Here is a 20,245-nt window from a genome sequence, read left to right as displayed (position 1 = left end):
CCTCAGTCTTTCACGTCCGCAACGGACGCCTCGTCCGGACCCTCGTGGTCGAGGTGCTTGCGCTCGGCCCGCTCGATGACCTTCTTGCTCACGAACACGAGCACCAGGAACAGCACGATGACGCCGACGAAGATGTAGCCCGCGTAGTGGAGCTGGTCGGCGAGCTCGCGGTACGTGCCGGCCGCGAGCGCCGCCACCGAGATGTACAGGGTCGACCAGATCACGCACGCGGGGATCGTCCACGCGAGGAAGCGCCGGTACGGATAGCCGCTCATGCCGACGGTCAGCGGCACGAGCGAGTGCAGCACCGGGAGGAATCGCGAGATGAAGATCGCGGGGCCGCCGCGGCGGCGCAGGTACCTCTCGGAGCGCTCCCAGTTCGCCTCCCCGATGCGGCTGCCGAGGCGCGAGTGCCGTATCCTCGGGCCGAGGAACCGGCCGAGCCAGAAGCCGATGCTCTCGCCGATGAGGGCTCCCACCACGACCGCGACACCCAGCAGCACTCCCTCGAGCGGGGAGGCGACGGCGGTACCGGCCACGATGACGATGGTGTCACCGGGCACCACGAGCCCGATGAGCACGCTGGTCTCGAGCATGATCGCGAAGCCCGCGAGAAGGGTTCTCAGCACCGGGTCGACGCTCTGCACGGCGTCGAGCAGCCAGGTGAGGAACTCGTTCACGCCACGAGCCTAGAGGCCGCCGCGCCCCTCTAACCTGGGAAGATGTCGGAGACCTTCGCCGCCGTGCGCGCCGCGCACTGGGTGGATCCGGCATCCGTCTTCGCCGCCCTGTTCGCCCAGGAGCCGCATGCTTTCTGGCTGGATGCCGGACCCGGCGCCGCCGAGGGCTGGAGCTGGATGGGCACCGGCATGCCCGACGACCCGGCGAACGCCACGGCCACCGTGTGCAGCGGCGAGTCCGGCGGCGACGCCGACCTGCACGGCGTCCCGTTCCGCAGCGGGTGGGTCGGCTGGACCGGCTACGACGACGCGGCCGCCCGGGCGGGTGCGCCGTCGTCCCGCGACGCCGACGGCGTGCCGCAGGACCTCTGGCTGCGAGTGGAGCGCCTGGTCGCGTTCGACCACGGCGCGCAGCAGGTCCACGCCTTCGCCTCGTCGGGCGACCTCCCCCGCCTGACCGCGGCGCTCACCGCCGCCACACCGGCGCCGGACCCGGCGCCCGCCCTCGATCGGGGACTTGCGAGCGCTCGGCACGCACCGGACGAGTACGCCGGGCTCATCGAGCGCTGTCGCGACGCGATCCGCGAGGGCGACGCCTACCAGCTGTGCCTGACGACGCGGTTCGAGGTGGCGGCATCCGTGGATCCGGTCGAGGCCTACGGGCGACTGCGCCGAGCGACCCCCGCGCACCACGGCGGCTTCCTGCGCTCGGGGGAGATCGCGCTCCTCAGCGCCAGCCCCGAGCGCTTCCTGCACGTGCCGCCGAGCGGCGAGGGGGCCGGCGTCGTCCGCACCCGGCCGATCAAGGGGACGCGGCCGCGCGGCGGGGATCCGGCGAGCGACGCCGCGCTGGCCGACGAGCTGCGCGCCAGCGAGAAGGAGCGCGCCGAGAACGTGATGATCGTCGACCTGATGCGCAACGACCTCTCCCGCGTGTGCCTGCCCGGCAGCGTCGGCGTCGATGCGCTCCTCGAGGTCGAGTCGTACCCCGCGGTGCATCAGCTCGTCAGCACCGTGTCGGGCCGCTTGGCGCCGGACACGACGGTCGCCGACCTGCTCGAGGCGACCTTTCCCGCAGGCTCCATGACGGGAGCCCCGAAGCTCTCGGCGATGACGATCCTGCACGGTCTCGAAGCGGCGCCTCGCGGTGTGTTCTCGGGCTGCTTCGGCTGGATCGGCGACGACGGCGGGCTCGACCTCGCCATGGTGATCCGCTCCATCGTCGTCCGCCGCGACAGCGCCTACGTCGGCGCCGGGGGCGGCATCACGTGGCGATCGGATGCCGCCGCCGAGGTCGCCGAGGTCGGCATCAAGGCGCGCGCACCTCTCGCGGCGCTGGGGGCCGCGCTGCCGCCCGGCTGGTGAACCGCCGTTCCGCTAACCTGGAAGACGCGCTTCGCGCGCTGCGCGCGCTTCCCGGCATCCCATGATTGGTACTTCCCTCGTGAGTCACACCGACACCCCCGTCACCTCTGCGCCCGCCGAGGGCTACGACGCGTACTCGATCCAGCAGAAGTGGCAGGCGCGCTGGGCCGAGGCCGACCCGTTCCGCGCCGGCGGCGCCGACGACACGCGTCCGCGGAAGTACGTGCTCGGGATGTTCCCGTACCCGTCGGGCGACCTGCACATGGGGCACGCCGAGAGCTACGCCTACGTCGACATCGTGGCGCGGTTCTGGCGCCACCGCGGCTACAACGTGCTGAACCCCATCGGATGGGACTCGTTCGGGCTGCCCGCCGAGAACGCGGCCATCCAGCGCGGCGCCGACCCGCGCGAGTGGACCTACGCGAACATCGAGCAGCACAAGAAGAGCTTCCGCGAGTACGGCTCGTCGTACGACTGGAGCCGCATCCTCCACACCAGCGACCCGGAGTACTACCACTGGAACCAGTGGCTCTTCCAGCGCCTCTACGAGCGCGGCCTGGCCTACCGCAAGGAGAGCCCGGTCAACTGGTGCCCGAACGACCAGACCGTGCTCGCCAACGAGCAGGTCGTCGACGGACACTGCGAGCGGTGCGGCGCGGAGGTGATCAAGAAGAAGCTCACGCAGTGGTACTTCAAGATCACCGAGTACGCCGACCGTCTGCTGGACGACCTCAACCAGCTCGAGGGCTTCTGGCCCCAGAAGGTCATCCGCATGCAGCGGAACTGGATCGGCCGCTCGGTGGGCGCCGACATCGACTTCGAGATCGAGGGCCGCGCCGACAAGGTCACCGTCTTCTCGACGCGCCCCGACACGCTCCACGGCGCGACCTTCATGGTCGTCGCCCCCGACAGCGACCTGGCCGCCGAACTCGCCGCCGGCTCCTCGGCGGAGGTGCGAATGCGCTTCCAGGACTACCTCGAGAGCGTCCAGCGCGAGACCGAGATCGAGCGCCAGAGCACGGACCGTCCGAAGACCGGTGTCTTCCTGGACCGGTTCGCGATCAACCCCATCAACGGCGACCGCCTGCCGATCTGGGCCGCCGACTACGTGCTCGCCGACTACGGCCACGGCGCCGTCATGGCCGTCCCCGCGCACGACCAGCGCGACCTCGACTTCGCCCGCGCCTTCGACCTTCCGGTCAAGGTCGTGGTCGACACCACCGCCCCGATCACCGGCGCCATCCCGGTCATCGAGCTCGACGACGACGGCGTGCCGATCGACCCTGGCCCGCTCGATGCGCTCTCCGACATCGATCCCGCCCGCACCGGCATCGCGCTCACCGGCGAGGGCCGGCTGATCAACTCCGGGTCGCTGGACGGCCTGTCGAAGCGGAACGCCATCGCGCGCATCATCGAGCAGCTCGAGGCCGCCGGCACGGGCCGCGCGGCGAAGTCGTACCGTCTGCGCGACTGGCTCATCTCGCGTCAGCGATTCTGGGGCACCCCGATCCCGATGGTCCACACCGAGGACGGGCGCATCGTGCCCGTTCCCGCCGACCAGCTGCCGCTGCGCCTGCCCGACGCGCAGGGCCTCGACCTGGCGCCGAAGGGCACGTCGCCGCTGGGAGGCGCGACCGAGTGGATGCAGACGACCGACCCCGAGACGGGTGAGCCGGCTCTGCGCGACCCCGACACGATGGACACGTTCGTCGACAGCTCGTGGTACTTCCTGCGGTTCCTCGCGCCGAAGGACGCCGACGAGGCGTTCTCGTCGCGCGAGGCGGACCGCTGGGCGCCCGTCGATTCCTACATCGGCGGCGTCGAGCACGCGATCCTGCACCTGCTGTACGCGCGCTTCATCACCAAGGTCCTCTTCGACATGGGACTGATCGACTTCACCGAGCCCTTCTCCAGCCTGATCAACCAGGGCATGGTCCTCCTTGACGGCTCGAAGATGTCGAAGTCCAAGGGCAACCTGGTCGAGTTCGCGTCGAGCATGGTCGATCCGGGCGCCGACGCCGTGCGCGTCGCGATCGCCTTCGCCGGCCCGGTCGAGGACGACATCAACTGGGAGGACGTGTCGACAACCGGCGCCCAGAAGTTCCTGGCGCGCGCGTGGCGCGTCGCCACGGACGTCACGAGCGACCCCGACGTCGTCTGGGCGGAGGGCGATGCGTCGCTGCGCCGCGTGACGCACCGCCTGCTCGCCGATGCCCCCGGCCTCGTCGAGCAGACGAAGTTCAACGTCGTCGTGGCGCGCCTCATGGAGCTGGTCAACGCGACGCGCAAGGTGATCGACACCGGCGCGGGCCCGGCGGACCCGGCGGTGCGCGAGGCCGCCGAGGCCACCGCGATGATCCTCGACCTGTTCGCCCCCCACCTCGCGGAGGAGATGTGGCAGATCCTCGGCTACGACGGCTTCGTCGGCCTCGTGCCGTGGCGCAACGCCGACCCGACTCTGCTCGTCGAAGAGAGCGTGACGGCGATCGTCCAGGTCGACGGCAAGGTGCGCGGCACCCTGCAGGTCGCCGCCCGCATCGACGCCGCGGAGCTCGAGCGCCTCGCCCGGGCGGACGAGAAGGTCGTCCGTGCCCTCGGCGACCGTGAGATCACGCGCACCGTCGTGCGGCCGCCCAAGGTCGTGAGTTTCAGCACGCACTGACCTTCCTCCCCAGGAAGGCGGCGTCGGGGAGAGTCCACATCCCTGCGCCTGCGCGCCGACCGGCTGTCACCGGCCACTTAGCGTGAATCCGGTGACAGCCGGTGACCGCGACGAGCCACCCGCGGCGCATCCCTCCGCGGCACGGCGCCGTATCGGAATCGGCGCCGTCGTCGTGCTGGTGATCGCCGCACTGGCGATCACGGTCGGCATCGGCATCCTGCGCGGTGCGCTGGCGCCGGTCGACGAGGTCGTCGTCGACCAGACGCCGGCCGCGGCCGCCACGACCCGCGCCGACCTCTACGTACACGTGTCGGGGGCGGTGCGCGTTCCCGGACTGTACGTGCTGCCCGCCGGCGCCCGCGTCGTGGATGCCGTCGCCGCGGCGGGCGGTTTCGCCGACGACGCCGACCGCGACGCGGTCAACCTCGCGCGGCCGCTCGACGACGGCGAACAGCTGCCCGTGCCGCGCGAGGGCGAGGCGCCGCAGGCCGGCGCGGCTGCCGCTGCACCCGCTGACGGTCGCGTCGACCTCAACACCGCAGATGCCGCGCTGCTCGAGACGCTGCCACGCATCGGGCCCGCCCTCGCCGAGCGCATCATCACGTGGCGCGACGACAACGGCGGCTTCACCAGCATCGAAGACCTCCTGGCGGTGCCGGGGATCGGCGACAAGATGCTGGAGTCCCTCCGCGACCTCGTGACGGTGTGAGATGCCGCGCGCGGCGGCACTCAGACCGGTACCCGTCGCCGGGCTGTGCTGGGCGGCGGCCGGTGCTGCGACCCTCGCTCCCGCCGCCGCGCCCTGGATCGCCGTCGCCCTGTGGGCGATCGTCGCGATGGCCGCCCTCGCCGTCCTGGCCCTGAGCGGCCGTGCGAGATCCCTGCCTTGCCCCGCGCAGGGGCCGGGACTGCTCCGGATGCCGCGCCACGCGCTGCGTCGCGCCCTGGTCGTCGCGGTGCTCGCCACCGCCGCATCCGCGGCAGCCGCCTCCCACGTCGCCTGGGCCCAGCCTGCGCGCGCGAGCATCGCCGACCTGGCACTCGACGGCGGGCGTGCGGTCGAGGTGCGCGCGCAGGTCGTCGGCAAGGTCGAGCGCCGCGCCGACGGGACGCTCGCGTTCGACGCCCGTGCCGTGCAGTTCGCGACCGGCGCCGAGACGCGTGCGGCCGACGTCGAGATCATCGTGCGCGCCGCCATCGACGACGTGGATCGTCTCGGGCGACTCGACGTCGGCGCCGTGGTGGACGCCCGCGGCACCGCGGCGCCCGGCCGTCCCGCCGAGCGGGCGGTGCTGGTGCTGTGGGCCTCTCGGGGCGTCGATGTCGTGCACGCCCCGGAGGGTCTCACCGCCGTGGCCGCCGACCTGCGCCGCGGGCTCCTCCGCGCGGTGGCGGGCCTGCCGGGCATGGGCGCCGGCCTCGTGCCGGGACTGGCGGTCGGCGACACCTCGATCGTGTCGCCGGCGCTCGACACGGCGATGAAGGCGGCTTCACTGTCGCACCTCACGGCGGTGTCGGGCGCGAACTGCGCACTCGTCGTCGGCATCGCCTTCGCCATGGCCGCCGCGTGCGGTGCTTCCCGGGGTCTGCGCGTCGCGTGCGGTCTCGCGGTGCTCGTGGGCTTCGTGGTTCTCGTCACACCGGAGCCCAGCGTGGTGCGCGCCGCTGCCATGGCCGCCATCGCGATGCTCGCGGTGCTGCTCGGCCGTGCCGGGGTCGGGATCGCTCTCCTGTCCACGGCCGTGACGGTGCTTCTCGTCATCGATCCGTGGCTCGCGGCATCGCTCGGCTTCGCGCTCTCGGCTGCGGCGACGGCCTCGCTGCTGCTGTGCGCGCGGCCTCTCGCGGCGGGCCTCGCGCGCGCCGTTCCCCGTCCCCTTGCGCTGGCAGTGGCCGTTCCGCTCGCCGCCCAGCTCGCCTGCGGACCTCTGCTGATCCTCATCGAGCCGACCGTTCCCGTGTACGGTGTGCTCGCGAACCTCCTGGCCGGTCCCGCGGCGCCGGTGGCGACGGTGCTCGGCCTCGCCGCATGCCTTGCTGCACCCCTGCCGTGGCTGCAGTCCGGTCTGGCGGCCCTCGCGTGGCTGCCGGCATCCTGGATCGCTGCGACGGCGACGACGACCGCCGGCCTGCCCGGCGACGCTCTGCCGTGGCTCGAGGGGTGGCCGGGAGCGGTGGCCCTGGCGATCCTCGGCCTGGCGGTCGGGCTGGTCATCGTGCGGGGACGGGGCGGGTCGCGCGCGCAGCGGCTGGCTCGGGCAGGATCGGTCTGCCTGGTGGCGGTGGTCACCGGCGCGGCGGTGGGCGCAGGCGCGCTCACCTCGATCGCGGGCCGATGGACGCTGCCCGCCGACTGGGCGGTGCTCGCCTGCGACGTCGGTCAGGGCGACGCGGTGCTGCTCCGCTCTGCCGGCGCCGTCGCGCTCATCGACACGGGGCCGGATCCCGCGCCGCTCGCCGCATGTCTGTCGCGCGCCGGGATCGAGCGCATCGACCTTCTCGTGCTGACTCACTACGACCTCGACCACATCGGCGGACTCGCCGCCGTGCGGGGCCGCGTCGGCACCGTGCTCCACGGTCCCGGCGACGCCCAGGGCAAAGCCCAGATCGCCGCGCTGACGGCACACGGAGCGCAGGCGACAGAGGCATCAGCGGGTCTCACCGGCTCGCTCGGCGAGGCCCGGTGGCGTGTGCTCTGGCCGAAGCCCGGCAGCCGGGCGTTCCCGGAGGGCAACGACGCCAGCGTCGTCGTCGACGTGCGCGGCGGTGGTATCCCGCCCACGCTGGCACTCGGCGACCTGTCCGCGTCGCCGCAGCGCGTGCTCACGGCATCCGGTGCGCTCGCCCCGCCCTACGCGATCGTCAAGGTCGCCCATCACGGCAGTGCGGACCAGGATGCCGAGCTGTACGTCGCCGCTCGGCCCGCCGTGGCGCTCGTCACGGTCGGGACCGACAACGACTACGGCCACCCGCGAGAGGAGACGCTCACGATCCTCGAAACCGTGGGCGCGCGCATCGCACGCACCGACCGGGACGGCGCGATCGCGCTCTGGTCGTCGGAAGGAGCCGTCACGATCTGGCGCGAGCGCGGCGGCTGAGGGCCGGTGCTCCGGCGACGCGCACGGGTCGCCGCTGCAGTTGCCGCTGACGACCGCCGTCGGTGGTCGTCGGTAGGCTGGGGGAATGGCTTCTCCCGCTCGCCGAGCACCCGCGAAGGCGGCGCGCAGCGCCATTCCACAGCTGTCGTGGCGGGCGCCGCAGCCCGCGCCGATCGTGCTGGTGTCCGGTCCCGAAGAGGTCTGCGCCGAGCGGGCGATCGCGGGGGTGCGGGACTACCTGCGCGCCGAGGATCCGACGCTCGAGGTCTCCGACATCCGCGCCGACGACTACGCCGCGGGAACACTGCTGGGAGTCACGTCGCCGTCGCTGTTCGGCGAGCCGCGGTTGGTGCGCGTGAGCGGCGTGGAGAAGTGCTCCGACACCTTCCTGGCCGAAGCCGTCTCCTACCTGTCCGCCCCGCAGGACGGCGCGACCGTGGTGCTCCGCCACACCGGTGCGAGCGTCCGCGGCAAGAAGCTGCTCGACGCGATCCGCGCCGGGGAGGGCTCCGGCGTCGAGATCGCGTGTCCTGCCGTCAAGCGCGATTCCGACCGCTTCGACTTCGCCGCGGGGGAGTTCCAGGCGGCCAAGAAGCGCATCGCGCCCACCGCCCTGCGCGCCCTCGTCTCGGCGTTCGCCGACGATCTCACCGAGCTCGCCGCGGCGTGCCAGCAGCTGATCGCCGACGTTCCGGGCGACATCACCGACCAGATCGTCGAGCGCTACTACGGCGGCCGTGTCGAGACGTCGGCGTTCACCGTCGCCGACACCGCGATCGCGGGCCGCTACGGCGAGGCCCTCATCGCGCTCCGCCACGCGCTCGCCTCGGGTGCCGACCCCGTTCCGCTCGTCGCGGCGGTCGCGATGAAGCTGCGCACCATGGCGCGGGTGGCGGGTAACCGCGAGCCCTCGGCGGCTCTCGCTGCCCGGCTCGGCATGAAGGACTGGCAGGTCGATCGCGCCCGCCGCGACCTGATGGGGTGGAACGAAGAGAGCCTGGGCCGCGCCATCCAGGCGACGGCGCGGGCGGATGCTGAGGTCAAGGGCGGCTCTCGCGATGCGGTCTTCGCACTCGAGCGCATGATCACGGTCATCGCGACCCGCGCGCCGTACGGCGCCTGAGCCCGGAGCACATGCGAAAGGCCCGCCCCTGACGGGACGGGCCTTTTCGACTGACGCTCACCGGGCGATCTCGCGCCGGCGGCGACCTCACGGCCGCAGAGCGTGTCGAAGTCTCAGAGCGCGGAGACCTGCTTGGCGATGGCCGACTTGCGGTTCGCCGCCTGGTTCTTGTGGATGACGCCCTTGCTGACAGCCTTGTCGAGCTTCTTGGACGCCGTGCCCAGAGCCTTCTCGGCCGCGGCCTTGTCGCCTGCGGCGACCGCCTCGCGGGCGCGACGGACGTGCGTCTTCAGCTCGCTCTTGACAGCCTTGTTGCGCTCGCGCGCCTTCTCGTTGGTCTTGTTGCGCTTGATCTGCGACTTGATGTTCGCCACGTGTCGACGTTCTTTCGTTCGAAGGGAATCGGATGGATGTGCCGGTCAGCGAGAGAGGGGCGCTTCGCGACGGTCGTGAGGGCGAACCCACACGCAAGCCAAACAAGGATTCTATCAGGTCGGTCGACCTCCCATTGACGCCCGCCTGCGTGCACGAGGCAGAGGCGCGATGATGCATGATCTAGGCGTGGGTGCGCGCACCCGAGGCGTGCATCCATGACGAAGGAGTCCACCGTGCCGCAGCTTCCGTCCGTCGACCTCGCACCGTTCCCGCCGGGCTTCCGGTGGTCCGCGGCGACCGCTGCCTTCCAGGTGGAGGGTTCGCGCACCGCCGACGGACGGGGCCGGTCGATCTGGGACGACTTCGTCGATTCACCCGGCGCCGTCCGGGACACCGCGACCGCGGACCCCGGCCCCGACAGCTACCGGCGACACCGCGAAGACGTCGCGCTCCTCGCCGGGCTCGGCGTCGACCGCTATCGCTTCTCGATCTCCTGGGTGCGGGTGCAGCCCGAACCGAGCGGCCCCGTCCTGCAGGCGGGACTCGACTACTACCGCCGGCTCGCCGACGATCTCCTGGATGCCGGGGTCACGCCGTTCGCGACGCTGTATCACTGGGACCTGCCGAGCACGCTCGAGGAGCAGGGCGGATGGCTGTCGCGCGACACCGCGGATCGCTTCGGCGAGTACGCCGGAATCGTGGCCGAGGCGCTCGGCGACCGCATCCGTCACTGGTACACGCTCAACGAACCCGTCTCCACGTCGCTGCAGGGCTACGCCGTGGGAACGCTGGCGCCGGGTCGTCAGCTCCTGTTCGGCTCCCTCCCCACCGTGCACCATCAGCTTCTCGCCCACGGCCTGGCACAGCGGGCGCTGCGAGCCGCCGGCGCGGAGGAGGTCGGCATCGTCAACAACCACACGCTGGTGCTTCCCGCAAGCCGGACGGATGCCGACCTCACCGCCGCCGCGGTGTACGACGTGCTCCACAACCGCGTCTTCGCCGAGCCGGTGCTCACCGGGGCGTACCCGGATCTGGAGGCGCTCGGCATCCCGCCGATGCCGGTCGCGGACGGCGATCTCGGGCTCATCTCGACGCCCGGGGACTTCTACGGCATCAACTTCTACAACCCGACGACCGTCGCGGCCGCCGCGGAGGGCAGTCCCGTTCCCTTCGAGATCGTTCCCACGCCTGGTGCACCCGTCACCGGGTTCGGACCGGAGTGGCCCATCGTGCCCGCTTCGCTCACCGAGCTTCTGCTCGACTTCCGCGAACGCTATGGCGACCGCCTTCCTCCACTCGTGATCGGTGAGAACGGCGCATCGTTCCCCGAGCCCGCCCACGTCGACGGCCCGGTCCACGATGCCGACCGCATCTCGTATCTGGCCGGCCACATCGACGCCGTCGGCGCCGCGGTCGGCGCGGGCGTCGACGTCCGCGAGTACACCGTGTGGTCGCTGCTGGACAACTTCGAGTGGGCCGACGGGTGGTCGCAGCGCTTCGGGCTGGTGCACGTCGACTTCGACACGGCCGAGCGCACCCCGAAGGCCTCGTTCGACTGGTACCGCACGCTCATCGCCGAGGCGCGCTCGTGAGCGCGCGGCAGCGCGGCACGGTGGGCGCGAGCTGGTTCACGCTCTTCACTCTGGCGTGGCTCGCGCTGTGGACCGTCCAGCTGACTCCGCTGCAGCTGCTCATACCCCTCCAGCTCGACACGCCCGACGACGCCGCGGGCTGGGTGTCGGGGGTCGTCTCGTCGGGACTCGTCCTGGCGATCGGCGGCGTCGCGGGTGTCATCGCCGCCCCGCTCGCAGGCGGCCTGTCCGACCGCACCCGCGGACGATGGGGGCGCCGGCGGCCGTGGGCGCTCGGCGGAGTCTGGCTCGGCACGGCGTCGCTCACCGCCATCGCCTTCGCCTCGGGCCCCTGGGGCGTGGGTCTCGCGTGGGTCGGCGTCTCGGTGGGCGTCGCCGTGGCCTCGGCGGCCTTCACCGCACTGATCGCCGACCAGCTGACGACGCAGCGAGGCGCGGCGTCCGCGGCCGTCTCGTCCTCGCAGGCGCTCGGGATCGTGGTCGGGGTGGGCGTCATCGTGCTCCTGGAGCTCGGCGTCGTGGTCGGCTACCTCGCATTGGCCGGCTTCCTCGCCATCGTGGGCACGGTGGCGGCCCTGCTCCTTCCCGATCCGCCTGCGCGTGCGGAGGTGGCCGTGGCGCGAGAGGTCAGGACGCTGCGCGAGCGCCTCGCCGCCCTGCGCGACCGCGACTTCGCGTGGCTGCTCGCAGGGCGCCTGACGGTCAACATCGGCAACGCGCTCGGAACCGGGCTGCTGCTGTTCTTCCTGCTCTACGGCCTGCACCGGGATGCCGCGACCGCCGAGGACGAGCTGCTGCTGCTGATCCTCGTGTACACGCTGTTCGTCGTCGTGTCGTCCATCGTGTCGGGCTGGATCTCCGACCGCACCGGTCGCCGGCTGCCGTTCGTGGTGTGGCCGGCCGTGATCCAGGGCCTCGCGTCGATCATCCTCGTCGTGGCCCCGTCGCTCACCTCGGCGATGATCGCCGCCGCGCTCCTCGGCGTCGGCTACGGGGCGTACATGTCGGTGAGCCTGGCGCTGGGCACCGATCTGCTGCCGTACGCGGAGGACCACGCCCGCGACCTGGGTTTCGTCAACGTCTCGGCGAGCCTCGGGCAGCTCATCGGGCCGCTTCTCGGCGCCGGGCTGGTGGCGCTCGTCGGCGGCTTCTGGCTGCTCTTCCTGGTGGGCGGCATCCTGTCGATCATCGGCGGGTTCATGACCTACGCGATCCGCACGCGCGATCGCACGACGTCAGCGGTCTGACGACTCCAGGGTCGTCAGGGCCACTTCGAGGAGCGCGTCGAACACGCGCGGGCGCATCACGGTGACGTGGTGGGTCGTGCGGGGGACGACGACGAGCTCGGCATGCTGCGCGATGCGCATGAACAGCTTCTCGTTCACGCGGAGCTGGTCGTACTGCCCGTTGACGAACCACAGCGGCACGTCTATGCGGTGGAGGGCGGCGAGCAGGTCGAGCACCGACAGACTGCGCAGCGCGGTGTCCTGAGCATCCAGCGCGTAGCCGCCGGCGCCGAAGTCGGCGCGGGTCTCATCGGGAAGGATCCGGTCCAGCATGCGATCGGTCAGCCACATCCCGCGATCGGGGAGGGAGTCGAAGCCGCGCGCGAGCATGCGGTAGGCCCCGAGTCCCACGCCCCGGGGGATCGCGGTGCACGACGCCGCGATGAGGCCTGAGACAGGGGGCGGATCCTCCGCACCCACGTACTCGACGCACAGCAGTCCGCCCATCGAGTGCCCCGAGAGCAGGACCGGTCCGCGTTCGGCGGCGGAGCGCACCGCGCCGTCGATCGTCGCCATCGCCGATTCGAGCGTGAAGTCCTCGGCTATGCGCGATCCGTGGCCGGGCAGGTCGACGGCCGTGACCGGAGTGCCGCGCTCGGTCAGGTAGTCGACCTGAGCGCGCCACATCGTGGCGGACGTCCGGATGCCGTGGACGAGCACGACCTGCACCACCATGACGACAGGCTAGCGGGGGAGCCGCCTTAGCATGGCGGCATGCCCGAGATCGCTCCGCACATCGCGCACATGCCGGGCTCGGGGGTGCGCCACATCCTCGAGCGTGCGCTGCGCCGACCCGGCACGATCATCCTCGCGGTGGGCGAGCCGGGCGAGGTCGCAGGCGGCAGGATCCGGGATGCGGCGGCCGACGCCTGGCGGGCCGGCGCCATCCGCTACACGCCCAATGGGGGCATCCCAGCCCTCCGCGAGGCGATCCGCGGCAAGCTCGCGCGTGAGAACGGCCTCGATGTCGACACCGAGCAGATCTGGGTGACCGTCGGCGCCACGCAGGCGCTGCACCTCGCGATGGCGCTCACGCTGTCGCACGGCGACGAGGTGCTGGTGCCGGATCCCGGCTACACCACGTTCACGATGAACGCCCACCTGCTGCAGGCCGTGCCCGTGCCTTATCCGCTGCGGCCGGAGCGCGACTTCCAGCCGGATCTCGCGGAGCTCGAGTCGCTCGTGACGCCGCGCACGCGTGCGCTCATCGTGAACACGCCCTCCAACCCGCTGGGCTCGACCTTCGATCGTTCGACGCTGGAGGCGCTCATCGCGCTGGCGCAGCGGCACGACCTGTGGCTCCTCAGCGACGAGGTGTACGAGCGGTTCACCTGGGGAGCCCCGCACGTGAGTCCCGCGACGCTCGATCGCGACGGCCGGGTGCTGTCGGTGTTCTCGATGTCGAAGACGTACGCGATGACGGGCGCCCGCGTCGGCTGGCTCGTCACCCCTCCTGGCTGGCGGCAGACGATGCTGCGCGTGCAGGAGTCCGTCGTCAGCTGCGTCGACGAGCCGTCGCAGCGGGCCGCGGCCGAGGCGCTCACCGGCGACCAGGATGCCGTGTCGCAGAGCGCTGCGCACTACCGCGCCAACCTCGCCGTCGCGACGGCGCTGCTGTCGGCGCGCGGATTGCGCCACGTCGCGCCGACCGGCGCGTTCTACCTCTGGATCGACGTCTCTCACGTCTCGCACGGCGACGTCATGGCGTGGTGCGAGCGATTCCTCGACGAGCTGGGCGTCGCCGTCGCGCCCGGGAGTGCGTTCGGCGCATCGGGGGAGGGCTGGATCCGGGTGTGCGTGGCCAGTGACCGAAGCGAACTGCTCGAGGGCCTGAGCCGACTGCCCGCACCCGCCTGACGCACGCCGGTCGCATCGCGCGGAACTCGATCGCCGGGGCCCTCGCCGTCACAGCCCGGCGACTCGCAGTGTCTCGGCATCCCGCACCCGTACAATCGTCTGGACATGTCACCCCGCGCCCTGAAGCCCCTCGAGCCCTCCGCCACGCCGCCCGAGCTGATCCGCAACTTCTGCATCATCGCCCACATCGACCACGGCAAGTCCACGTTGGCCGACCGCATGCTGCAGATCACCGGCGTCGTCTCCGATCGCGACATGCGTGCGCAGTACCTCGACCGCATGGACATCGAGCGCGAACGCGGCATCACGATCAAGTCGCAGGCGGTGCGGATGCCCTGGGCGGTCTCGACAGGCTCAACCACCGACGACGTGTTCGCGCTGAACATGATCGACACGCCCGGCCACGTCGACTTCACCTATGAGGTCTCGCGCTCGCTCGCCGCGTGCGAGGGCGCGATCCTGCTCGTCGACGCGGCACAGGGCATCGAGGCGCAGACGCTCGCGAACCTGTACCTGGCGCTCGAGAACGATCTGCACATCATCCCCGTGCTCAACAAGATCGACCTGCCGGCGGCCGACCCCGACAAGTTCGCCGCCGAGCTCGCGAACCTCATCGGCGGCTCGCCCGACGACGTGCTGCGCGTGTCGGGCAAGACGGGGATGGGCGTCGAGACCCTCCTCGACCGCATCGTCGAGCAGATCCCCGCACCCCAGGGGAACGCGGATGCCCCCGCCCGCGCCATGATCTTCGACTCCGTGTACGACTCCTACCGCGGTGTGGTGACGTACGTGCGCATGGTCGACGGCAAGCTGGAGCCGCGCGAGCGCATCCAGATGATGTCGACCAAGGCCACGCACGACCTCCTCGAGATCGGCGTGTCGAGCCCCGAGCCCGTCCCGACGAGGGGGCTCGGCGTGGGCGAGGTCGGCTACCTCATCACCGGGGTGAAGGACGTTCGCCAGTCCAAGGTCGGCGACACCGTCACCACCGCGCGCAAGCCCGCAGTCGACGCGCTCGCGGGCTACACCGATCCCAAGCCGATGGTCTTCTCGGGCGTGTACCCGATCGACGGCAGCGACTACGGCGACCTGCGCGAGGCCCTCGACAAGCTGAAGCTCTCGGACGCGTCGCTGCAGTACGAACCCGAGACGTCGGTCGCGCTGGGCTTCGGCTTCCGCTGCGGCTTCCTGGGTCTGCTGCACCTCGAGATCATCACCGAGCGGCTCGCGCGCGAATTCGACCTCGACCTCATCACGACCGCGCCCTCCGTGATCTACGAGGTGACCACCGACACCGGAGAGCAGGTGACGGTCACGAACCCGAGCGAGTATCCCGACGGGCGGGTCGCCACGGTGAGCGAGCCCGTCGTCAAGGCCGCCATCCTGACGCCGAAGGACTACGTCGGCACCGTCATGGAGCTCTGCCAGTCGCGTCGCGGCCAGCTGCTGGGCATGGAGTACTTCAGCGAGGAGCGCGTCGAACTGCGCTACAACATGCCGCTCGGCGAGATCGTGTTCGACTTCTTCGACCACCTGAAGTCCCGCACGCAGGGCTACGCGAGCCTCGATTACGAGCCCGCAGGCAGCCAGGAGGCCGATCTCGTGAAGGTCGACATCCTGCTGCAGGGCGACAAGGTCGACGCATTCAGTTCGATCGTCCACCGCGAGAAGGCGTACGCCTACGGGACGATGATGACCGAGCGCCTGCGCAAGCTGATCCCGCGCCAGCAGTTCGAGGTGCCCATCCAGGCGGCCATCGGCGCGCGGATCATCGCGCGCGAGAACATCCGCGCCATGCGCAAGGACGTCCTCGCCAAGTGCTACGGCGGTGACATCACGCGTAAGCGCAAGCTGCTCGAGAAGCAGAAGGAGGGCAAGAAGCGCATGAAGATGGTCGGTCGCGTCGAGGTCCCCCAGGAGGCGTTCATCGCCGCGCTCTCGGGTGACGTCGAGGGAAAGGGTGCCAAGTAGGCTGGTCTGCATGCGTCGAGGAACCTTCCGTGACGACACCGTCGACTACGCCGCCGTCGGGGCGACGCAGGCGCCGGATCTGATGCACTACCCGCCGGAGCGCAGCATCCCGGCGGAGGAGTCGTGGCGCATCGGCAGCGGGGAAGCCCGATTCCGCGCCGCCGGCGAAGCGCTGCTGTCGTGGACCGCCCAGCGCGGCGCCGGCCTCGATCTGAGCGACGTGCGCCCCGCCTCCGGCCCGATGTACTCAGGCGTCAGCTTCGACGCCGAGGGCACCCCGGTCGCGCCCAGCCGCTCGGAGGCCGAGCAGCGCTTCGACGCCGACGGCACGCCGTACGTCAGCGCCGGCACGACCATCCGGGTCGACGGCCGCGTCAAGGGCCTGCGCGCCGACGCGGAGCTCCGCGTCATCTTCGCCGTGGAGGAGCCCCGTCGCATCGGCTTCGCGCTCGGCACGGTGAGCGACTCGGTCGTCAGCGGCGAAGAGTCGTTCATGCTCGACTGGTACGACAACGACGAGGTGTGGTTCACGGTGCGTGCGTTCGATGCGCCCCGTGCCGTCCTCTACCGCGTACTGCCCGGGCTCACCAAGCGCCGTCGGCGCGAGCTGTTCACGCGGTACCTGCGCGCCATCTCGCCGCTGTACACGACTCCCGCGTGAGGCGCTGATGGGCTCCGCTCTTCCGCTCGGCGAGCCCGTTCCCGCGGACGGCTCGCTGCCGTCGGGCACCCGCATCGATCCCTCGACCGATTTCGGCGTGTACCTGCATGTGCCCTTCTGCCGCGTTCGCTGCGGCTATTGCGACTTCAACACGTACACGGCGTCCGAATTGCGGGGCGCGCGCCAGGACCAGTACGCCGACACCCTCCTGCGCGAGATCGCCCTGGCGGCGCCGGTGCTCGAGCGCGCCGGCGGGAACCGCCGGGCCACGACGGTGTTCTTCGGCGGCGGCACGCCGACGCTCCTGCCCCCGGGCGACCTGGCCCGCATGCTCGGCGGCGTCCGCGACACCTTCGGCATCGTCGACGGCGCCGAGGTGACGGTCGAGGCCAATCCCGACACCGTCTCGCCGGCGATCGCGGCCGAGCTTGCGGCATCCGGCGTCACACGGCTCTCGATCGGGATGCAGTCCGCGGTTCCGCACGTGCTCGCGGCGCTGGACCGCACGCACGACCCCGAGAACGTCCGCACCGCGGTATCGGCTGCACGAGACGCCGGTCTCGACGTCAGCGTCGACCTCATCTACGGCGCACCCGGCGAGTCGCTCGCGGACTGGCGGTCGTCGCTCGAGTCAGCCATCGCACTGGATCCCGACCACATCTCGGCCTATGCCCTCATCATCGAGGACGGTACCAAGCTCGCACGCCAGATCCGCCGCGGCGAGGTCGCCGCGCCCGACGACGATCTGCAGGCCGACATGTACGACCTCGCCGACGACCTGCTCGCGGGCGCGGGATTCGACTGGTACGAGGTGTCGAACTGGGCGCGCGACGCCGCCCACCGCTCGCGGCACAACCTCGCGTACTGGGTGGGCTCGGACTGGTGGGGCTTCGGTCCCGGAGCCCACAGCCACATCGGGGGAGTGCGCTTCTGGAACGTGAAGCACCCCGCGGCGTACGCGCAGCGGCTCGCCGCGGGCGACTCACCCGCCGCCGGACGTGAGACGCCGGATGCCGAGGCCCGGGCGCTCGAGCGCGTGCTGCTGCGCACGCGGGTCCGGGAAGGGCTTCCGGTCGGCGAGCTGCAGGGCGAGGGGCGCCACGCGGTCGCCGCGCTCATCGCGGACGGCCTCATCGAGGGGCCGACGGCGCTGCGGGGCCGCGTGGTGCTGACGCGGCGGGGGCGCCTGCTGGCGGATGCCGTCGTGCGCGCGCTGACCGAGTGACACCGCCCGCCGCCCTGCCGCGGCGCGGCTCCATCGGGCGCGGCGTCGTTCGGCGATCCTGACAGGGTCATCGGATAGAATTGGCACTCCAGTCGTGCGAGTGCCAGACGCCCTGGTGCCGACAGCAGCGTGAGGAGGCGGGATGGTCAGCGAACGAGGCCTGCAGGTGCTGCGGGCGATCGTCCAGGACTACGTCGACACGCGTGAGCCGGTCGGCAGCAAGACGATCGTCGAGCGGCATGCGTTCGGCGTGTCCGCGGCCACGATCCGCAACGACATGGCTCTGCTGGAAGACGAAGAGCTCATCGTCGCGCCGCACACATCGTCGGGACGCGTGCCGACCGACAAGGGCTACCGCGTCTTCGTGGACCACCTCGCCGAGATCCGCCCGCTCTCGTCGGCCCAGCGCTCGGCCATCGCGTCCTTCCTGGACGGCTCGGGCGATCTCGATGACGTGCTCGTGCGCACCGTGCGTGCCCTCACGCAGCTCACCGGCCAGGTCGCGATCGTCCAATACCCGTCCTTCGCCCGCGCCAACGTCACACACGTCGAGCTGGTCCAGCTCGGCGGGGGACGGATGCTGGTGATCGTCGTCACCGACACCGGCCGCGTGTCGCAGCGGCTGACCTTCGTCGGAGAGGACTTCGACGACACCGACCTCGCGCACATCCGCGCCCGCCTCGGCACGCTGCTGGTCGGCCGGCCCGTCCGCGAGGGACTTCAGCGCATCGCCGAACGGCTCGAGGGACCGGATGCGCAGGCACCCGCACACGAGAAGGCGACGGACGAGATCATCCGTGCGGTCGCCGAAGAGCTCGAGGAGTTCCGCCAGGACAAGCTGGTGATGGCCGGCAGCGCGAACCTCGCGCGGAGCGAATCCGACTTCCGAGGCAGCATCTACCCCCTCCTCGAGGCGATCGAGGAGCAGGTGACCCTGCTGCGGCTGATGGGCGAGATGGTCGCCGACGAACAGGGCCTGGCAGCGAGCATCGGTCGCGAGAACGAGGCGTTCGGCCTGGCCGAGGCATCCGTCGTGGCCAGCGACTACGACGCGACCGGATCCCTCGCCCGCGTCGGTGTCCTCGGCCCGACGCGCATGGACTATCCCACGAACCTCGCGACGGTCCGTGCCGTCGCGCGCTACCTCACGCGGATGCTCGAGCAGGACGACAACTCCCGCTGACGCGCACGCGCATCATCGATTCCGCGGCACGACCGCGGCAGGAAGGCGAAAGTGGCTGACCACTACGAGGTCCTCGGCGTCTCACGCGACGCCACCACCGACGAGATCAAGAAGGCGTACCGCAAGCTGGCCCGGCAACTGCACCCGGATGTGAACCCCGGCGAGGACGCGTCCGAGCGGTTCAAGCTGGTGACGCACGCGTACGACGTGCTGAGCGATCCCGAGCAGCGGGCCCGTTACGACATGGGCGGGAGCGAGTCGCCGTTCGGCGGCGCCGGCGGTTTCGGCGGCTTCAACGACATCTTCGAAACCTTCTTCGGCGCGGCGGGCGGCACGCGGGGCGGGCGCCCGCGATCGCGGCGTGAGCGCGGCCAGGACGCCCTCGTGCGCGTGACTCTCGAGCTCGGCGACGTCGTGTTCGGCACGCACCGCGACATCGAGGTCGACACCGCGGTGCTCTGCGAGACCTGTCAGGGCTCGTGCTGCCAGCCGGGGACCAGCCCCGTCACCTGCGACATCTGCCACGGCACCGGAAACGTGCAGCGGCAGGTGCGGAGCCTGCTCGGCAACGTCGTCACGACGCAGCCGTGCAACGTGTGCCAGGGCTACGGCACCACGATTCCGTACCCCTGCGCGACGTGCCAGGGCCAGGGCCGCGTGCGCGCGCGCCGCACGGTGTCGCTCGACATCCCCGCCGGAGTCGAGACCGGCCTGCGGCTGCAGCTGCCCGGCTCGGGCGAGGTCGGCCAGGCCGGCGGCCCGAACGGCGACCTGTACATCGAGGTCACCGTCTCGCCCCACGAGGTGTTCAGCCGCGACGGCGACGATCTGCTCGCCACCCTCGAGGTGTCGATGCCCGACGCGATCCTCGGCACCACGACGACGATCGAGTCGCTCGACGGCCCGGTGGACCTCGAGGTGCGCCCGGGCGTGCAGGCCGGCGACATCCTCACGATCAAGGGCCGCGGCATCACCCCCCTGCGCGGCTCGCAGCGCGGCGATCTGAGGGTCGGCGTGCATGTCGTGACGCCCACGCGCCTGGATCACAAGGAGCGAGCCCTCATCGAGGAGTTCGCCAAGCGCACCAAGGCGCCCGCCCCGCGGCTCTCCGAGTTCCACCAAGGCCTGTTCGCCAAGCTGCGCGACCGGTTCCGGAACGCCTGACCG

16 protein-coding genes are annotated in these 20,245 nt (G+C 71.3%); 13 read left to right on the top strand and 3 right to left on the bottom strand.

Features of this window, described 5'->3' with window-relative positions:
• Nucleotides 1-2 precede the first annotated feature (2 nt).
• Nucleotides 3-680: a DedA family protein gene (locus VIP82_RS19530; protein WP_331911682.1), complete on the bottom strand. Its 678-nt coding sequence runs from the start codon at nucleotides 678-680 to the stop codon at nucleotides 3-5.
• Between the two features lie 42 nt (nucleotides 681-722).
• Between VIP82_RS19530 and VIP82_RS19525 the strand changes: the two genes are divergently transcribed.
• The 5 genes from VIP82_RS19525 (at nucleotide 723) to holA (ending at nucleotide 8,928) form a co-directional block, all read left to right on the top strand.
• Nucleotides 723-2,045: an anthranilate synthase component I family protein gene (locus VIP82_RS19525; protein WP_331911680.1), complete on the top strand. Its 1,323-nt coding sequence runs from the start codon at nucleotides 723-725 to the stop codon at nucleotides 2,043-2,045.
• Nucleotides 2,046-2,106: 61 nt separating this feature from the next.
• Nucleotides 2,107-4,707 carry a leucine--tRNA ligase gene (gene leuS, locus VIP82_RS19520; protein ID WP_414684707.1) on the top strand — a complete coding sequence of 867 codons (2,601 nt, stop codon included), beginning with the start codon at nucleotides 2,107-2,109 and terminating at the stop codon, nucleotides 4,705-4,707.
• A 91-nt stretch (nucleotides 4,708-4,798) separates the two neighbouring features.
• Complete coding sequence (locus tag VIP82_RS19515) at nucleotides 4,799-5,416, top strand: ComEA family DNA-binding protein (RefSeq protein ID WP_331911676.1); 618 nt, start codon at nucleotides 4,799-4,801, stop codon at nucleotides 5,414-5,416.
• A 1-nt stretch (nucleotide 5,417) separates the two neighbouring features.
• Nucleotides 5,418-7,805 carry a ComEC/Rec2 family competence protein gene (locus VIP82_RS19510; protein WP_331911674.1) on the top strand — a complete coding sequence of 796 codons (2,388 nt, stop codon included), beginning with the start codon at nucleotides 5,418-5,420 and terminating at the stop codon, nucleotides 7,803-7,805.
• Nucleotides 7,806-7,890: 85 nt separating this feature from the next.
• A complete protein-coding gene (gene holA / locus VIP82_RS19505) occupies nucleotides 7,891-8,928 on the top strand; it encodes a DNA polymerase III subunit delta (RefSeq protein WP_331911672.1) in 1,038 nt (345 codons plus the stop codon).
• Between the two features lie 113 nt (nucleotides 8,929-9,041).
• Here the strand turns inward: holA and rpsT are convergent, their stop codons facing one another.
• Nucleotides 9,042-9,302, bottom strand: coding sequence for a 30S ribosomal protein S20 (gene rpsT, locus VIP82_RS19500; RefSeq protein ID WP_331911670.1), 261 nt, complete (start codon nucleotides 9,300-9,302; stop codon nucleotides 9,042-9,044).
• A gap of 216 nt (nucleotides 9,303-9,518) precedes the next feature.
• Between rpsT and VIP82_RS19495 the strand changes: the two genes are divergently transcribed.
• Both VIP82_RS19495 and VIP82_RS19490 read left to right on the top strand, forming a co-directional pair.
• Complete coding sequence (locus VIP82_RS19495) at nucleotides 9,519-10,895, top strand: GH1 family beta-glucosidase (protein ID WP_331911668.1); 1,377 nt, start codon at nucleotides 9,519-9,521, stop codon at nucleotides 10,893-10,895.
• Nucleotides 10,892-12,142 carry an MFS transporter gene (locus VIP82_RS19490; RefSeq protein ID WP_331911666.1) on the top strand — a complete coding sequence of 417 codons (1,251 nt, stop codon included), beginning with the start codon at nucleotides 10,892-10,894 and terminating at the stop codon, nucleotides 12,140-12,142. Before VIP82_RS19495 ends, VIP82_RS19490 begins: the two co-directional genes overlap by 4 nt.
• Here VIP82_RS19490 and VIP82_RS19485 read toward each other — a convergent pair.
• Nucleotides 12,131-12,856, bottom strand: coding sequence for an alpha/beta fold hydrolase (locus VIP82_RS19485; RefSeq protein ID WP_331911664.1), 726 nt, complete (start codon nucleotides 12,854-12,856; stop codon nucleotides 12,131-12,133). The genes VIP82_RS19490 and VIP82_RS19485 overlap by 12 nt on opposite strands.
• Nucleotides 12,857-12,895: 39 nt before the next feature.
• Here VIP82_RS19485 and VIP82_RS19480 point away from each other — a divergent pair, with 39 nt between their 5' ends.
• The 6 genes from VIP82_RS19480 to dnaJ all read left to right on the top strand — a co-directional run bounded on the left by VIP82_RS19480 (nucleotide 12,896) and on the right by dnaJ (nucleotide 20,242).
• Nucleotides 12,896-14,038, top strand: coding sequence for a pyridoxal phosphate-dependent aminotransferase (locus VIP82_RS19480; RefSeq protein WP_331911662.1), 1,143 nt, complete (start codon nucleotides 12,896-12,898; stop codon nucleotides 14,036-14,038).
• Nucleotides 14,039-14,143: 105 nt separating this feature from the next.
• Nucleotides 14,144-16,009 carry a translation elongation factor 4 gene (gene lepA, locus VIP82_RS19475; protein WP_331911660.1) on the top strand — a complete coding sequence of 622 codons (1,866 nt, stop codon included), beginning with the start codon at nucleotides 14,144-14,146 and terminating at the stop codon, nucleotides 16,007-16,009.
• Nucleotides 16,010-16,019: 10 nt separating this feature from the next.
• Nucleotides 16,020-16,670, top strand: coding sequence for a DUF1990 domain-containing protein (locus VIP82_RS19470; protein ID WP_331911658.1), 651 nt, complete (start codon nucleotides 16,020-16,022; stop codon nucleotides 16,668-16,670).
• A 7-nt stretch (nucleotides 16,671-16,677) separates the two neighbouring features.
• On the top strand, nucleotides 16,678-17,895 hold the full coding sequence (gene hemW, locus VIP82_RS19465) for a radical SAM family heme chaperone HemW (protein ID WP_331911656.1): 1,218 nt from the start codon (nucleotides 16,678-16,680) through the stop codon (nucleotides 17,893-17,895).
• 142 nt (nucleotides 17,896-18,037) lie between these two features.
• Entirely contained in the window at nucleotides 18,038-19,078 is a 1,041-nt protein-coding gene (gene hrcA / locus VIP82_RS19460; protein WP_331911654.1) for a heat-inducible transcriptional repressor HrcA, read from the top strand.
• A 51-nt stretch (nucleotides 19,079-19,129) separates the two neighbouring features.
• Complete coding sequence (gene dnaJ / locus VIP82_RS19455; protein ID WP_331911652.1) at nucleotides 19,130-20,242, top strand: molecular chaperone DnaJ; 1,113 nt, start codon at nucleotides 19,130-19,132, stop codon at nucleotides 20,240-20,242.
• The last annotated feature ends 3 nt before the right edge of the window (nucleotides 20,243-20,245 follow it).

Origin of the sequence: Microbacterium sp. (assembly GCF_036566905.1) — a bacterium.
In the GTDB taxonomy this organism is placed as follows: Bacteria; Actinomycetota; Actinomycetes; order Actinomycetales; family Microbacteriaceae; genus Microbacterium.
This window is presented reverse-complemented; position numbering and strand designations above follow the sequence as displayed.

Bases quoted from the DNA above. Each gene is read 5' to 3' on its own strand.
- VIP82_RS19480 (WP_331911662.1), top strand. From the start codon at position 12,896: ATGCCCGAGATCGCTCCGCACATCGCGCACATGCCGGGCTCGGGGGTG.
- hrcA (WP_331911654.1), top strand. From the start codon at position 18,038: ATGGTCAGCGAACGAGGCCTGCAGGTGCTGCGGGCGATCGTCCAGGAC.
- hemW (WP_331911656.1), top strand. From the start codon at position 16,678: ATGGGCTCCGCTCTTCCGCTCGGCGAGCCCGTTCCCGCGGACGGCTCG.
- VIP82_RS19470 (WP_331911658.1), top strand. From the start codon at position 16,020: ATGCGTCGAGGAACCTTCCGTGACGACACCGTCGACTACGCCGCCGTC.
- VIP82_RS19485 (WP_331911664.1), bottom strand. From the start codon at position 12,856: ATGGTGGTGCAGGTCGTGCTCGTCCACGGCATCCGGACGTCCGCCACG.
- VIP82_RS19510 (WP_331911674.1), top strand. From the start codon at position 5,418: ATGCCGCGCGCGGCGGCACTCAGACCGGTACCCGTCGCCGGGCTGTGC.
- leuS (WP_414684707.1), top strand. From the start codon at position 2,107: ATGATTGGTACTTCCCTCGTGAGTCACACCGACACCCCCGTCACCTCT.
- holA (WP_331911672.1), top strand. From the start codon at position 7,891: ATGGCTTCTCCCGCTCGCCGAGCACCCGCGAAGGCGGCGCGCAGCGCC.
- VIP82_RS19525 (WP_331911680.1), top strand. From the start codon at position 723: ATGTCGGAGACCTTCGCCGCCGTGCGCGCCGCGCACTGGGTGGATCCG.
- lepA (WP_331911660.1), top strand. From the start codon at position 14,144: ATGTCACCCCGCGCCCTGAAGCCCCTCGAGCCCTCCGCCACGCCGCCC.
- VIP82_RS19495 (WP_331911668.1), top strand. From the start codon at position 9,519: ATGACGAAGGAGTCCACCGTGCCGCAGCTTCCGTCCGTCGACCTCGCA.